The sequence below is a fragment of the Sorangium sp. So ce590 genome, assembly GCF_051521365.1.
In the GTDB taxonomy this organism is placed as follows: domain Bacteria; phylum Myxococcota_A; class Polyangia; order Polyangiales; family Polyangiaceae; genus Sorangium.
The window spans coordinates 8,584,559-8,598,967 of record NZ_CP150346.1 but is presented as its reverse complement, the minus strand read 5'-3'; the positions used below and the strand labels follow the sequence as shown (position 1 = coordinate 8,598,967).

Annotated in this window: 11 protein-coding genes; 7 read left to right on the top strand and 4 right to left on the bottom strand. The window is 72.3% G+C overall.

The annotated features are described in order from the left end of the window. Positions 1 to 88: 88 nt before the first annotated feature. Positions 89 to 733, bottom strand: a complete 645-nt coding sequence (locus WMF28_RS32460; RefSeq protein WP_437597298.1) for a hypothetical protein — start codon at positions 731 to 733, stop codon at positions 89 to 91. A 355-nt stretch (positions 734 to 1,088) separates the two neighbouring features. On the opposite strand from WMF28_RS32460, the gene WMF28_RS32455 reads away from it, so the two are divergent. The 3 genes from WMF28_RS32455 (at position 1,089) to WMF28_RS32445 (ending at position 5,168) form a co-directional block, all read left to right on the top strand. Further along, a complete protein-coding gene (locus WMF28_RS32455) occupies positions 1,089 to 1,298 on the top strand; it encodes a Sec-independent protein translocase subunit TatA/TatB (protein ID WP_437479552.1) in 210 nt (69 codons plus the stop codon). 89 nt (positions 1,299 to 1,387) lie between these two features. After that, complete coding sequence (locus WMF28_RS32450) at positions 1,388 to 4,534, top strand: MXAN_5808 family serine peptidase (protein WP_437597297.1); 3,147 nt, start codon at positions 1,388 to 1,390, stop codon at positions 4,532 to 4,534. Between the two features lie 91 nt (positions 4,535 to 4,625). Beyond that, the gene (locus WMF28_RS32445) at positions 4,626 to 5,168 is read left to right on the top strand and encodes a TerB family tellurite resistance protein (protein WP_437597296.1); all 543 of its coding nucleotides are present in this window, start codon (positions 4,626 to 4,628) and stop codon (positions 5,166 to 5,168) included. A 26-nt stretch (positions 5,169 to 5,194) separates the two neighbouring features. Here WMF28_RS32445 and WMF28_RS32440 read toward each other — a convergent pair whose 3' ends face one another. After that, positions 5,195 to 5,503: a hypothetical protein gene (locus WMF28_RS32440; RefSeq protein WP_437597295.1), complete on the bottom strand. Its 309-nt coding sequence runs from the start codon at positions 5,501 to 5,503 to the stop codon at positions 5,195 to 5,197. A gap of 69 nt (positions 5,504 to 5,572) precedes the next feature. Here WMF28_RS32440 and WMF28_RS32435 point away from each other — a divergent pair, with 69 nt between their 5' ends. Further along, positions 5,573 to 6,541, top strand: a complete 969-nt coding sequence (locus WMF28_RS32435) for a uroporphyrinogen-III synthase (RefSeq protein WP_437597294.1) — start codon at positions 5,573 to 5,575, stop codon at positions 6,539 to 6,541. On the opposite strand, the gene WMF28_RS32430 is transcribed toward WMF28_RS32435, so the two are convergent. Together WMF28_RS32430 and WMF28_RS32425 are read right to left on the bottom strand one after the other, a co-directional pair. Beyond that, complete coding sequence (locus WMF28_RS32430) at positions 6,529 to 7,347, bottom strand: hypothetical protein (RefSeq protein WP_437597293.1); 819 nt, start codon at positions 7,345 to 7,347, stop codon at positions 6,529 to 6,531. The two genes, WMF28_RS32435 and WMF28_RS32430, sit on opposite strands and share 13 nt — an antisense overlap. A 97-nt stretch (positions 7,348 to 7,444) precedes the next feature. Then, positions 7,445 to 10,222, bottom strand: a complete 2,778-nt coding sequence (locus tag WMF28_RS32425) for a tetratricopeptide repeat protein (protein ID WP_437597292.1) — start codon at positions 10,220 to 10,222, stop codon at positions 7,445 to 7,447. 556 nt (positions 10,223 to 10,778) lie between these two features. Here WMF28_RS32425 and WMF28_RS32420 point away from each other — a divergent pair. The 3 genes from WMF28_RS32420 to pdxA all read left to right on the top strand — a co-directional run bounded on the left by WMF28_RS32420 (position 10,779) and on the right by pdxA (position 14,403). Continuing rightward, positions 10,779 to 12,224: a TldD/PmbA family protein gene (locus tag WMF28_RS32420; protein WP_437597291.1), complete on the top strand. Its 1,446-nt coding sequence runs from the start codon at positions 10,779 to 10,781 to the stop codon at positions 12,222 to 12,224. A 107-nt stretch (positions 12,225 to 12,331) separates the two neighbouring features. Next, positions 12,332 to 13,282 (top strand): winged helix-turn-helix domain-containing protein, encoded by a 951-nt coding sequence (locus WMF28_RS32415; RefSeq protein ID WP_437597290.1) that lies wholly within the window; start codon positions 12,332 to 12,334, stop codon positions 13,280 to 13,282. Next, positions 13,279 to 14,403: a 4-hydroxythreonine-4-phosphate dehydrogenase PdxA gene (gene pdxA / locus WMF28_RS32410; protein ID WP_437597289.1), complete on the top strand. Its 1,125-nt coding sequence runs from the start codon at positions 13,279 to 13,281 to the stop codon at positions 14,401 to 14,403. Before WMF28_RS32415 ends, pdxA begins: the two co-directional genes overlap by 4 nt. Positions 14,404 to 14,409 lie beyond the last annotated feature (6 nt).

Sequence of the window (14,409 nt, the reverse complement as noted above, 5' to 3'; positions counted from 1 at the left end):
CGCCGGGGGTCGCGATCGGCACAGAGACCGGCGCGCCGGGCAGGGGAGCGGAGGCCCGGCGCCGCCGTCCAGGCCAACGCCGCCCCGGTCAGAAGGACGCCCGGAGGACGGGAACGCGGAGCTCGTGCCCCTGCGCCACGCCGAATTTGAACATTTCGTCCTGCGAGTACAGCGGCTTCAGCGAGAGCGCCGGCATGCCGAGCGCGACCCGGTGCGGCGTGATGTCGACGAGGCCGAGCCGGGGCTCTTCCCGGCGGATGCCCCGCAGGACCGGCGCCGCGTCCGTCGTGATCTGGACCTTGACGCCCGGCTGGGGAGGCTCGGCGGCCGGCTCGTTGCGGATCGGCTCGCTCTGGTCGGTCTCCGGGGGCCTGTACGCGGTGGCGTTCAGGGTGACGACCAGGGTCGGGATGACCAGCGCCATGCCGCCGGCGAGCATGTAGAGCGGCACCTCCGCGGGGGGCCCCGAGGCCTCGATGAAGTAGCCGGCGACGCCGCCCCCCACCGCGCCGAGCCCGCCGAAAACGAGGTACGGCCAGGCGCGCTCGACCCCGATGGCCCCCATGGTCAGCATCACGACCTCGCCGCCGAGCAGCGCGCCGCCGACGATCCCCTTGCCGTCGACGCTCACCCTGTCGCTCGTCTCCTGGGCGCTCGCGCGCCCGGGAGCGCCGGCGAGCGCCGCCGCCGCCACCGACACTCCTGCCAGACAATGCGCTGCCTTTCGATTCATGCGGTTGATCGGCATCGTGTTTTCCCCGTGTCGATGGTCGCGGAGCCCGCGAGGGCTTTCGCTCTGGACCGCCGCCGGCGGCGCGTCGCGCAGGCGTCCGGTCCGGCCGGCCGGCCGGCGGCCCCGCCTGGGCCGTCGAGCCGTTCTCGATTTGTGAACCGCTGGCGGAGCGAGCGGGTGCGCACGCACGTCCTCTCTCCTCCAGCGAAGCCGGTTGGGCGAGCCTAGCACGGGTTCCAAGGCCCCGAACCGCTGCATTGCCCGTGCGGAGGATGGGTGGTATGGGTCCAGCGGCGTCGGGCCGTGGCCCGCCGTCTGCCGCCGCGCGCGCGGCATCCTTCGAAGGAAGACCGCTATGGGCCGCATCGGACCGCTGGAAATCGCCCTTCTCATCGGGGTTGCCTTGCTCCTCTTCGGCGCGGGCAGGATCGCTGACATCGGCAAGGGGATCGGCGAGGGCATCCGGAACTTCAAGAAGGGGATCCGCGACGACGACGACGAGGAGCCCAAGCAGCTCCCGGCGAAGCCCGAAACGAAGGAAGAGGACACACAGAAGCCCGTGTAGCGCCCGCACCGGCTCGCGGTGCTCGAGGCCAGCACGGGTCGACGTCGGGTGTCGACGCTCGCCGGCGCGCGTCTATACTCGACCGCCGTATGCCTCACCGACTCCTGGAGCGCATCGTCAAGGCGCTCGTTGTCTCCGCCGCGTTCCCGCTGGCAGCGTACTTCGTTCTTCAGTTCGGCCCCGGAGGGCTCTGGCGTGGGTTCGAGCCGGCGCTCGCGGTCACCGGGCAGGTGGCCAAGGCGCCGTACGACCTCACCCGCCTCGAGGCCGTGAACGAGACGCTCAAGATGATCCGGGACAAGTACGTCGAGCCGGATCGCGTCAAGCCGAAGGAGATGCTGCTGTCGGCGCTGAACGCCGTGCAGCGCGACGTCGCGCAGGTGATCGTCCTCAACGAGGATCCGAACGAGGTCACCGTCCGCGTCGAGACCAGCGAGAAGAAGTTCCGGATCGACAACATCCAGGGCCCCTGGGACGTCTCCGCGCGCCTCCGCGAGGTCTTCAGCTTCCTGCAGAAGAACCTCCGCGGCACGGAGGTCGATCTGCGCGACGTCGAGTACGCCGCGTGCAACGGCATGCTGCACACGCTCGACCCGCACTCGTCGTTCCTGAGCCCCGAGGCGTACAAGGAGATGAACCTCTCCACGTCGGGCGCGTTCGGCGGGCTCGGCGTCGTGATCTCGATCCGCGACCAGATGCTCACCGTCCTGAACCCGATGCCCGACACGCCCGCGGGCCGGGCGGGCCTCAAGCGGCTCGATCGGATCGTGAAGATCAACAACGAGTCGACGCTCAACATGCCGCTCGACGACGCCGTGCGGAGGCTCCGCGGCGACCCCGGCACCGCGGTCACCGTGTGGGTGACCCGCGAGGGCGAAGGCGGGTGGCAGGGCTCGAAGGCGTTCGAGCTGACCCGCGAGGTGATCAAGGTCCGGTCCGTCGAGTCGCGCGCGCTGGACGGCGGCATCGCCTACGTCCGGCTCAAGACGTTCCAGGCGACCTCGACCGCGGAGCTCGACGCGGCGCTCGACCGGCTGCGCGCCAAGGGCCAGCTGAAGGGGCTCGTGCTCGACCTGCGCGGCAACCCGGGCGGCCTGCTCGATCAGGCCGCGCGCATCGCCGACAAGTTCCTCGCCGACGGCGTCATCGTCTCGACGGTCGGCGCCTCCGAGGGGCGCGAGGAGAAGCGCGCCAAGGGCCCCGGCACGGAGCCGCCGTACCCGATGGTGGTGCTCGTGAGCGGCAACAGCGCGAGCGCGAGCGAGATCGTGGCGGGCGCGCTGAAGAACAACGACCGCGCCGTCATCGTGGGCTCGCAGACGTTCGGCAAGGGCAGCGTGCAGCTCGTCTTCCCCGACGTCACGGCGGAGAAGGCGGCCCTCAAGCTGACGATCGCGCAGTACCTGACGCCGGGAGACATCTCGATCCAGGGCGTCGGCGTCACGCCGGACATCGAGCTCGATCCGATGACGGTCGACGAGCTCGAGATGGATCTCACCGTGCAGAAAGACGGGCTCCGGGAGCGCGACCTCTCGGCGCACCTCTCGCACGCGCGCGCGGCGGCGGCGGGCAAGCCGTCCGAGGTCGTCCGCTATCAGCTCACGAGCGCCGACCGCGAGGCGATGCGTGATCGCGGGGGCGACATCGAGGAGGACTTCGCCCTCGACTTCCCGATCCGCTTCGCGCGGGAGCTCGCCGCGCGGATGCCGCCCACCACCCCGAGGATCCAGCAGCTCCGGGCGTTGCACGACTACATCGAGCAGGTCGGGAAGGAGGAGCTCGGCAAGGTCGCGTCCGAGCTGGCGAGGCTCGGCGTCGACTGGTCCGACGCGCCCGAGGGCACGACCCCGGCGGCCAAGTCCGAGCTCGACGTGAAGGTCGAGACCGATCGCCCGAACGCCGAGGTGACCGCGGGCCAGCCGATGGAGCTCCGGGTCACGGTCAAGAACAACGGCAAGCAGCCGGTCTATCGCCTGCGCGGGACGACGGAGAGCGACAACCTGTACTTCGACAGCAAGGAGCTCATCTTCGGCAAGATCGGCCCCGGCCAGACGAAGACCGCGAAGACGCCGCTCGGCTGGTGCGAGGTCGAGGGGCGGAAGGTCGGCTCGACGAAGCCGAGGAAGGCGAACGAGAAGCGCGCCTGCAAGATCCCGATGGACGCCCTCTCGCGGAGCGACGGGCTCAAGGTGAAGTTCGAGATCGCTGGCGCGCCGGAGCCGTCCGCCGTCGAGATCCGGCCCACGGTGCGCGCGCTCGACCGGCCGCTCTTCCAGTATGCCTACCAGATCGCCGACGACCGCGAGGGCAACGGCGACGGGCTCATCCAGAAGGGTGAGCGGGTCAGCATGTACCTGACCGTCAAGAACGTCGGCAAGGGGCCGTCGTACGAGACGCAGGCGAACATCGCGAACCTCTCCGGCGACGGGCTCCTGCTGCACGCCGGGCGCTTCGACGTCTCGAACATCAAGCCGGGCGACGTGCGCAAGGTGGTCTTCAGCTTCGACGTCGAGCCGCGGCTGTCGGAGCCCGAGGCGACCCTCACGCTCTCGGTCGGCGATCGCGATCTCCGCGAGTTCGCCAGCGAGAAGGTGAAGATCCCGATCTCTCCGCGCGTCCAGCTCACGGGCGGCGGCTCCACCGTGAAGGTCGGCGCGCAGGGGGCGACGCTGCTCCCGTCGCCGGAGGCGAGCGCGCGCGGCTTCGGCCGGCTCCAGGCGGGCGCCCTGGTCAAGGTGCTCGGCGAGGCGCCCGGCGGGTTCCTCAAGGTCGATCTCGGCGCGGGCCGCTTCGCGTTCGTCGCGGCGCGGGAGGTGGGCGCTGGCGGCGGGACGGCGCCCGTGGCGATCGCGTTCGAGGACGTCTACTCGCACGCGCCGCCGACGCTCGACATCGCCGCGGCGGCGCTGGCGACGACCGCTGGCACCGTGAAGATCACGGGGACGGCGTCGGACAGCGAGCGGCTCCTCGACGCCTTCATCTTCGTCGGGTCGCGGAAGCTCTACTACAAGTCGAACCGCGACGGCGCGGACCCGAAGAGGACCGAGTTCTCGTTCGAGGCGCCGCTCCGGCCGGGGGTGAACGTCATCACGGTGGTCGCGCGCGAGACGCCCGACACCACCACGCGGCGCACGCTCGTGGTGCGCAAGGACGGGCCTGACGGCTCGATCCTGAAGACCCCGAAGTCCGACAATCCGGTGGACGACTGGATTGCGGAGCGCGGGGGCGAGGACTAAGGCGCCCGGCATGAAGGGGTTGGATGACGGTCGTCGAGGACGGTGCTCCGCCGGGCTGCCCTGCCCGGCGAGGATCTGGTAGCCTCTTCACGTGGGACTCCTCGCCTGGCTGGGCCTGAAGCAGGGGGGTTCGTTCCCGAACCTCGACGCCCTCCTGCAGGAGCTCCGCACGGCGCTCCCGGACGACGAAGCGGTGGTCCTCCGCTACATCGCGACCGTCATCGTCCTGCTCGGCAAGGTCGCCTGCGTCGACGGCCGGTTCTCCGACAAGGAAGACGAGCTGCTCCGCGAGCTGCTCACGCACGTCGACGGGCTCGCGCCGAGCGGGGTCGAGGCGGTGTTCAACGCCCTCCAGGGCAAGCTGCCCGCGCTCCAGGAGGGCGAGGTCGACCGCTGCTACCGCGAGCTCAAGGCGCTCTGCAACGCGAGCGAGCGGGTGGAGGTCGTGCGCCTCCTGATCCGGCTCGCGGCGGCGGACGGCGCGCCCACGCCGGCCGAGCGGGCCGAGATCGAGCGCATCGCCGAGGAGCTCGGCGTCTCGCTCGCCGACATCGAGCCGGACCTCTCCGGCGAGACCGGCGATCAGGCCGGCTCCCCGGCCCCGGCGGACGATCGCGGCGAGCCCTCGGCGTGAGCCGAGCCGCGGCGCCGCGCGGCTGATCAGTCGCGCGCGTCGCGCGGCTCTGCGCCGGCCTCAGGGCTCGATGCGCGGCTCGCCCGGCGCTGCTTCAGCGCCGTGAGCGTCACGAAGAGGACGAACAGGACGGCCCCGAGCACCGCCACGAGCACGCCGAAGTTGAAGAGGTAGTGCGCGCCCTGCGCGCCGCCCACCCCCATCAGGAAGATGCCGAGCAGCGCGGTGCCCGCGCCGATGACGGGATCGGGGCCGACGTCGTTCTCCGAAGTCGCACGCGAGAGCCCGCTCCCCTGGACCCCGCCGCCAGCCTCGTTGCTCATCGGATGGCTCACAGGGGGAGCTTAGCAAACTGGTCAACCGGCCGAAACCCGCCAGCGCCGTACCCGGGCTATGCTGCGCGGGTGAGCACGCCCACGCACCCCCTGAAGGACCGTCCTCCCCGCCCCGTGTCGCCTGATTTCGCCGGGCGCCGCGTCATCACCTTCGAGAGCCGCCGGGCCGCCGAGATGGCCTCGTTGATCCAGCGGAATGGCGGTGTCCCCGTCACGGCGCCGACGCTCCGCGAGGTGCCCATCGAGCGGAACGAGCGCGCGCTCGACTTCGCGCGGCGCCTCGCGGCCGCCGAGCTCGACCTCGTGGTCCTGATGACCGGCGCCGGGACCCGGGCACTCGTGGCCGAGGCGGCCCCCGCGCTGGAGCCGAGCCAGGGCGGCGGCGCGGCGCCCGGCGACGGGGACGCAGGCGCCCAGGGCGTATCCCTCATGACGGCGGCGCTCTCTTCCGTGCAGCTCGTCGTGCGCGGCCCCAAGCCGGCCGCGGCGCTGCGCGAGCTGGGCGTGAGCCGCTTCATCACCGTCCCGGAGCCGAACACCTGGCGAGAGATCATCGAGGTCGTCCGCGGGCTCGGTGACCTCAGCGGAAAGCGCATCGCTGTCCAGGAGCACGGCGCGCCGAGCCACGAGCTCTACGCCGGGCTCGAGGCGGCCGGCGCCCGGGTCACGCCGGTGCCCGTGTACCGCTGGGCGCTTCCGGAGGACACCGCGGCGCTCCGGCAAGCGCTCCGTCTCCTGGCCGACGGCGGCGCGGCGATCACGCTCTTCACGAGCCGCGCGCAGGTCGAGCACGCGCTCCTCGTGGCGGCCGAGGAGGGGCTCGTCGAGCGGCTGCGCGCCGGGCTCGCGCGGGGCGTGGTGGCGTCGATCGGGCCGGTCTGCTCGGAGGCGCTGCGCGCCGAGGGGATCGAGCCCGACTTCGAGCCCGAGCACCCGAAGATGGGTCACCTGGTCAAGGCGGCTGCCGTGCGCTCGGGCGAGATCCTCGACCGCAAGGGGAACCAGGGCGACGCGCCCCTGCCGGCTCAATCTGCGTAGTCGTCGTACTCGCCGTCGCTCTCGTCGGCGGACCGCGCCACCGTCGCCGGCCGCGGCGCGAGGCCGGGCTCCGCGCCGGCGGCCGCGGGCCGATGCGTGTCCGCGTGCCCCCGGTCGATCAGCTCGGCGCGGTAGAGCACGCGCCCGTCCTCGGAGGTGATCTCGCCGCCCACGTCGCCCCAGGCGAAGTCGTCGCTCTGGAGCGTGCGCATCGTCGCCTTCGTCCTGCCGATGCGCACGCGGAAGCTGGTCTTCTGGCACGCGATGGAGGCGCCGCCGACCTCGACGTTCACCGCCTCGCTGCCGAGCACTTCCTCGTTCTCGTCGGCGGCGAGCGCGGTCTTGGCCATCATCGCGTCGTAGGCCGCAAGGGTCGCGGGCCGCTCGGCGCCGTCGTCGACCCACGCCGCGCTGAGGATCTCGCCGCGCCGGCTGGGCGCGTCGCTCATGCGGACGCGCAGCGCCTCGGTCTCCTTGCCGTCCTCGAGGGTCACGTCGACAACGAGGACGTCCCCCTCGCGCGCGACGACCCGCTGCGTGAGGAGCAGCGGCGTCTTCCTGAAGCTGCCCGAGAACCGGTAGGCCACGTAATCGCCGGGCGCGCGCGCGCGGACCGCCTCGTCCGCGACCGGGCCGCTCGCCTCGGTCGAGCCCTTCGCGCGCCGCGGGACCTCGCGCTGCGCCTGCGCCGTTGCCCTGGCGGAGGCGTCCTGGGGGCGGTCGGCTCGAGCGTTCGTTCCGATCCCGGCGCCGCAGCCGGCGGCCAGGACCGAGGTGAGGACGGCGAAGAGCAGCGGTCGGTTCATGCACCTCCGGTACAGGAGGGCGCTGGCCACGGCCCAATTTCTGGCATTTCCATGGACGCGCCGGGCCGCGTGCGAGGCGGCTGCGCGCCGGCTGCGCTCAGGGCAGCTTGCCGCTCGGGAGGAGATCGTCGAAGGCGGCGTCGAACTCGTCCGCGATCATCTCGGCGCCGACCGCGCGCGCGGCCGGCTTCGGGACGTCGATGCGGCGCAGCCGCTCCGCGACGCTGCCGCGCGGGTCGCTGTAGCTCGGGCTCATCCGGGCGACGCGCTGGAAGTAGTAGTGCGCCTGCTCGGGGATGCCGCGCACCTCGTAGGCGTTCGCGATCTCGTACGTCAGCGCGAGCTCCTGCTCGACCGTCTTGTGCGAGGCGTGCAGCCCCCGGATGAGCGCGTCGACGCCCCCCTCGATGTTGCCCATCTGGAGGTAGGTGACGCCGATCATCGACTGGCAGACGCACTCGCGCCCGGGGTCGCGGGCGGCGAGCTCGAACTCGGCGATGGCGTCCGCGTAGAGGCCCATCTCCTTGTACGCGACCCCGAGATCGTAGTGCGTCGACGCGTCGGACTCGGAGATCTGCGCCGCGACGCCGGCCTTGAACTGCTCGAAGACGCTCTCGACGCTGACCTGCCGAGGATCGTCCTGGACGCCCGTCACCGAGCCCGGCGCGACCTCGAGCTCGTCGATCAGCTTGAGCGACTCGGCGATGTCGAACGCGCGGTCCTCGTCCGGCCGCTCGCTGCCGCGCGGGACGACCCGCGTGCCGCTCTCGTTGTCGGTCGCCGCGCGCGCCACGCGCGCATCCGACGAAAGCTCGGTGACCTCGCGCAGCCGCTCCATCAGGAGCGGGTGGTTCGGCAGCCGCGCGAGCTGCTCCTCGAGGATGTTCCGCGCCTCCTCGAACATCCCGTGCTGCGCGAAGAACTCGACCTCCTCGAGGGCGTCCTCGTCGAGCGCGTCGGCGCGCCGCAGGGACCCCGGCGGCACGGAGCGCCCCGACGCCGGTCGGACCGACCCCGGCCGGGCCGACGCCGGGCTGTACAGGGCCGGCGGCGCGGCGAGCACGGGGGGCGGCGGCATCGAGGAGGGCGGTGGCGGCGCCTGGGAGGCGGCGACCGCCAGGGGGTGCTCGGGCGAGCGGCTCGGGCTGACCGACGCCGTCTCCTCCTCGTCGTCGAGGATCTCCTCCAGCTCCTCGAGCGGCTCGACGTCGTCGACGTCCTCGACCTCCTCGACGTCCTCGATCGGGAAGCTCGGCAGCGGCGGCTCGTTCGCGAACGGATCGTCGAGGTGAGTGACGAGCTGCGGCCGCCGGGGGAGCGCCTCGACGACGCCGTCCTCGTCGAGGGTGTACGCGGGCAGCGGCGCGTCGGGATCGTAGAGATCCTGGCTCGGCACCTCGGACGCGTACGCGTCGTTCTCGCCGGACATCGGCGAGACCTCCGGCCCGGTGTGCTCCTCGTCGGCGAGCTCGTCCTCCTGCGGCACGGCGTAGCCGAGGAGGTTGAGCATCTCCGTGGCCTGGGCGTGGCCGGGCTCGAGGAGCAGCACCTCGTCGAGGAGCCGCGCGGCGTCGTCGACGGCGCCCTCGCCGGACAGCTGCTGCGCGAACGCGAGCATCTGCTCGACGGCGCCGTCCTGGTCGCCCGCCTCGATGAGGACGTCGCAGAGCTTCTCGCGCAGCTCGCGCGCGGACGGCAGCCGGGCGATGCCGCCCTTGAGGAGGGCGACCGCCTTGTCGTACTGGCGGTCGCGCCGGAAGCTCTCGGCGTGCGCGACGAGCTGCCGCGGGCTCGCGACCGGGGTCGTCGACGGCTGCGAGGCGCGCAGCGGGATCGGCGCCGCGGACGAGGGCTCGGCGTCCTCGATCTCGAGCTCCTCCGCCTCGTCGTCCTCGTCGTCCTCGTCGATCTCGACGTCGATCGACGCGCGTGTGCTCCTCGAGGAGGGCACGAGCTGGGCGGCGAGCTGGCGCACACCCTCGTCGTTCGGGGCGCGCGCCACCAGGGAGGAGATGAGGGCGGTGAAGTGGTCGACCCGCCCGGCCTCCTTGGCGATGCGCGCCGACTCCTTCTGCACCTCGATCGCCTTGGCCGGCTGCCCGAGCAGGTCGAAGGCGCGGGCGAGGAGCGCGAGCGTCTCCAGGTCCCGCGGGTTCTCCTTGAACGCGATCTGCAGCTTGGTGAGGGCCGACATCCCGTCGCTCGGATCGCCGCGGTCGAGGTAGATCTCGGCGGCCATGCGGGCGAAGCGGGCATCCGGGCGGTGCTGCAGCAGGCGCTCGACAACCTTCAGCGCATCGTCGTACCGGCCGAGCTTGAGCAGGAGCTCGGCCGCCGTCCCGAAGCGCTGGATCGCGCCGTCGTAGTCGCGGACCCGGATCAGCGCCTCCGCGAGGCGGAGATAGGCAAGCGGGTTGTTCGGGTCGAGGTCGACGACCCGCTTGAAGATGTCGATCGCGTCGCGGTCGCGCCCCGCGCGGAGGAGGCGCGTCGCCACCTCGTCGTAGGCGGCGAGCGCGTCGCTCGTGAGCCCGAGGTGCGTGTAGATCTCGGCGAGGCGCGGGACGATGTGGCCGAAGCGGTCCTCGTACTGCGGGACGTGCTTGTGGATGATCTCGCGGATCTGCTTGTAAACGGCGATCGCTTTGAGCGCGAAGCCCTGAAGGGAGTAGAACTGGCCGACGCGCTCGTAGGTGGTGATCGCCTCGACGTACTCCTCCGTCTTCAGGTAGAGGTCGCCGATCTTGAGCAGCGTCCGGACGTCCTTCGGATCCTCCGCGACCAGCTTCTGGTACTCGACGATCGCCCTGTCGAAGCGCTTCCGCTCGACAAGCTTCTGCGCGGTCTGGAGCACCTTGTCGCGATCGACCGCCACGGCGATGGGAATCTCCTGCTGAGGACAGCGAGGCGTGGCTCGGGCGCCCGTCGGCATCCCTCGCCTCGCCATCTAAAAACACCTAGCCAATCCCGCCACCACGTACAAGCGCGCGGCATCGGAAGTTCCGAAGCTACCGCCAAGGTGCTTGTTTGCAGCGTGCGCTCCCCGCGGGCTCGCCCGGGGACGCGGCGACCGCCGGAGCGGCTGCCGCGAGCCCCCGCCCCGGTCGGACGCTGGACGGTCCGATCGAGGCGCGTTGAAGAGCGCGCCCTACAACGTAGAAGCGCGCTGATCAGCCGGGGATTCGCGAAGATCGCGGAGAAGGCGGCGACCGCCGCCATCGACGCGAGGACGACTGGAAGCATAGCAGTCGAGCGGCGTTCTTGCACATTTCTGCATACATCTCCGCAGCCGCGCTGGCGGTCGTCGCGGCCGGCGCGGGCCGCGCTGGCCGCGACGACCGCCAGCGCCGGGCCGAGCGGTGGGCGGGATGGCGCCCCGAAGCGCTGCCGCTTCTCGACCGCCCCGGCGAATGGACCTAGAGTTGGGCACCATGTCGCGCAGCCAGGCCTACCGTGCCCCGTTCGCTCCCGGAGAGGAAAATGCAGTCGACGCCGCGCTTTGCGAGCGGCTCCTCTCGGTCGCCCTGTCCAAGGGGGGCGACTACGCCGACCTCTTCTTCGAGTACCGGGCGGCGGGCGGGTTCACCTTCGACGAGGGCATCCTCAAGGCGGCGTCGCGCGGGGTATCGATGGGGGTCGGCGTCCGCGTCCAGCGGGGGGACGCGACCGGATACGCCTACACCGAGGACCTCACGTGGGACGCGATGCGTCGCGCGGCCGAGACGGCGGCGCAGATCGCGACGGGCTCCGGCGGGACGGAGAAGATCGAGCTCCGGCGCCGCGAGCTGCCGAGCCGCTACGAGCTGCCCAGCATCTCGCTCGACGCCCCCGGGCTCGCCAAGCGCGCCCTGCTCGAGCGCGCGAGCGCCGCGGCGCTCGCCTACGATCCCAGCATCATCAAGGCGGAGGCCAGCTTCGTCGAGGAGGTGCGCGAGGTCCTCGTGGCCACGAGCGACGGGCGGATGTCGCACGACGTCCAGCCGCTCATCCGCTTCGGCGTGCGGGCGATCGCCGAGCGCAGCGGCAAGCGCCAGGAAGGCTCGAGCGGCGGCGGCGGGCGCATGACGACGGCCTACTTCGAGGACAGGTCGCCGGAGTGGCACGCCAGGGAGGCGGCGCGGCAGGCGGTCGTGATGCTCGACGCGCGCGAGGCGCCCGCCGGCGAGATGAACGTCGTGCTCGCCCCGGGCGACAGCGGCATCCTGCTGCACGAGGCCGTCGGGCACGGGCTGGAGGCCGACTTCAACCGCAAGGGGACCAGCAACTACGCAGGACAGGTCGGCAAGGACGTCGCGAGCCCGCTCTGCACGGTGGTGGACGACGCGACCCTCCTCCAGTCGCGCGGCGCGATCAACGTGGACGACGAGGGCAACGAGCCCGAGCGCAGCACGCTCATCGAGAACGGCAAGCTCGTCGGGTACATGCACGACCGGCTCTCGGCACGGCACTACGGGCTCACGCCGACCGGCAACGGGCGGCGCGAGAGCTTCGCCTCCGCGCCGATGCCCCGCATGACCAACACCATCCTGCTCGCCGGCCCCCATGATCCCGAGGAGATCGTGAAGTCGGTGAAGCGGGGCGTCTTCGCGAAGAAGTTCGGCGGTGGCCAGGTCGACATCTCGAACGGCGACTTCGTCTTCTCGCTGACCGAGAGCTACCTCATCGAGGACGGAAAGCTGACCGCGCCGCTGAAGGGCGTGAACCTCATCGGGAATGGCCCCGAGGTGCTCCGGCGCGTCACCATGCTCGGCCACGACGTCGCCACCTCCGACGGCATCTGGACGTGCGGCAAGGACGGACAGAGCGTTCCGGTGGGTGTTGGGTGCCCTACAATCAAGATCGATCTCATCACGGTCGGCGGAACGCGGATCGGCTGATTTTCAAGGCTGGAGTGCCGGGGGGACGGTGAGCCCTGCGCCGGTGTTGGTAGGTTTTGCGCGGTGCGTCTTGCGGGCCCGTCGTGACACCCGTATACGGGGCGTCCATGGCGCGTCGTTCGTTCATAGCCATCGTCGGACATGGACCTGACCTGGAACGAGAGGAGGGCGCTGCATCGGTCTTACGTTCGCTGGGCGCTGACGTTCGGACCCTGGACCTCTGGGACGATCCACCGCGGCTCTTCCACGACGATGAGAGCAAGGCGCGAGCGATCGTCGTCGAGGCGCTCGATCGGCCGGACCTGGCCGCGGCAGCGCTGCGCGCGCTGCGCCGCGAGCCCCGCCTCGAGGAGGTCGGCGCGCTGGTCGCGGTGAGCGTCGCGCAGATCGCGCGGATCGAGCCGTCGAGCGGCTTCGACGACTTCCTGCTCGTGCCGTACGTGCCGGCCGAGCTCTACGCGCGTGTGCGCCTCGTCGAATGGCGCCGCAGCGAGTTCGCGACCGAGGAGCGGGTGAAGGTGGGCGCGATCGTCATCGACCGCGCGGCCCACGACGTGTCGGTCGGCGGCATGCACGTGCCGCTCACCGCGAAGGAGTTCGCGCTGCTCTCGTACGTGTGCGAGCGCCGCGGGAAGGTCGTGTCGCGGACAGAGCTGCTCCGGCGCGTCTGGGGCAGCCAGTACGAGGGCGGCGCGCGGACCGTCGATATCCACGTGAGGCGCCTCCGGGCGAAGCTCGGCGCGGCGCTGCCGCTCGTCACGCTGCGCGGGGCAGGGTACCGGCTCGAATCGCCGCTCTCCGGCTCCGGTGGTCCCGAGGGAAGCGACGCGAGCCGAGCGCAGCAGCGGGGCGGCGCCGGCGCGGAGGCCCACGGCGAGGAGCCGCGCGACGAGGACGAGGGCGACGAGGACGAGGACGACGAGGGCGACGAGGGCGACGAGGACGAGGGCGAGGACGGCGAAGGCGAGGCCGAGGAGCCCGCGCAAGGAGAGCGGCGGTCGGGACCGTCGGCGCACGACGTCGCGACCCCCGGGCGCGAGCGGCGCATCACCCGATGACGTCGCCGGACCGCCGCGGCGCTGCGCGAACGGCCGCCGGCGCGGGGCGCGGGGGCGCGGGGCGCGGGGGCGCGGGGCACAGCGGCGGCCGTTCGCGCAGCGCCGCGGCGCCGATCGTCGCGATCAGCGTCGGGTGCCCCAGCGGCGTGGGCCCCGAGGTCGCCGTGGCCGGCGCGGCGTCCGTCGAGGGAGTGCGCTGCGTGCTCGTCGGCGACGAGGCGGTCCTCCGGCGCGCCGCGCGGCTCGTCCGGGTCGCGGCCCGCCGGCTCGTCGTGGTCGATGGGCGCGCCGCCATCGAGCAGCTCGCGCCCGGCGCGATCGGGCTCTGGGCGGGCAGCGCGCGGCTCTCGCGGCCGAGCGCTTTCGGTCGACCCGAGGCCGAGGACGGCGCGGCGCAGCTCGCGTGGATCGACACGGCGACGGATCTGGTCCGCGAGGGGGTCGCGGCGGCGCTGGTCACGGGGCCCGCGTCGAAGCACGCGATCGCCACCAGCGGCGCGCCGGGGTCCGCGGATTTCCTCGGACACACCGAGCACCTCGGCCGGCGGCTCCGCGCGCGCGAGGTCACGATGGCCTTCGCCTCGGGCAAGCTCGTGACCGCCCTCGTGACGACCCACATGCCGCTGCGCGACGTGCCCGAGGCGGTGAGCCCGCGCGAGGTGGCGCGCGCCTCGGTGTGGCTCGCGCGGCTGCTCGCCGACCTCGGCCGCGAGAGGCCGCGCGTGGCCGTCGCCGCGCTGAACCCGCACGCCGGCGAGGGCGGGCTCCTCGGCGACGAGGAGAAGCTGCGGATCGCGCCGGGCATCCGCCTCGCGGCGCGGCGGCTCGCGCGGTCGGGTCCGGCGGCGGAGCTGAGCGGGCCCCTCGGCGCGGAGACGGCGTTCCGGCTCGCGGCGCGGGGCGCGCTCGACGGGGTCGTCGCGATGTACCACGACCAGGCCACGATCCCGAGCAAGCTCCTCGGCTTCGGCGAGGCGGTGAACGTCACGCTCGGCCTGCCGATCGTGCGCACGAGCGTCGACCACGGCACGGCGTACGATCTCGCGGGCACAGGGCGCGCCGACCCGCGCGGCATGCGCGAGGCGATCGCGCTCGCGGCGCAGCTCGCGTCGGCGCGCTGACGCGCC

What these genes read in the sequence shown, in the direction of transcription:
- WMF28_RS32460 (WP_437597298.1), bottom strand. Translation starts at nt 733, where the DNA reads ATGAATCGAAAGGCAGCGCATTGTCTGGCAGGAGTGTCGGTGGCGGCG.
- WMF28_RS32455 (WP_437479552.1), top strand. Translation starts at nt 1,089, where the DNA reads ATGGGCCGCATCGGACCGCTGGAAATCGCCCTTCTCATCGGGGTTGCC.
- WMF28_RS32450 (WP_437597297.1), top strand. Translation starts at nt 1,388, where the DNA reads ATGCCTCACCGACTCCTGGAGCGCATCGTCAAGGCGCTCGTTGTCTCC.
- WMF28_RS32430 (WP_437597293.1), bottom strand. Translation starts at nt 7,347, where the DNA reads ATGAACCGACCGCTGCTCTTCGCCGTCCTCACCTCGGTCCTGGCCGCC.
- WMF28_RS32420 (WP_437597291.1), top strand. Translation starts at nt 10,779, where the DNA reads ATGTCGCGCAGCCAGGCCTACCGTGCCCCGTTCGCTCCCGGAGAGGAA.
- WMF28_RS32415 (WP_437597290.1), top strand. Translation starts at nt 12,332, where the DNA reads ATGGCGCGTCGTTCGTTCATAGCCATCGTCGGACATGGACCTGACCTG.
- pdxA (WP_437597289.1), top strand. Translation starts at nt 13,279, where the DNA reads ATGACGTCGCCGGACCGCCGCGGCGCTGCGCGAACGGCCGCCGGCGCG.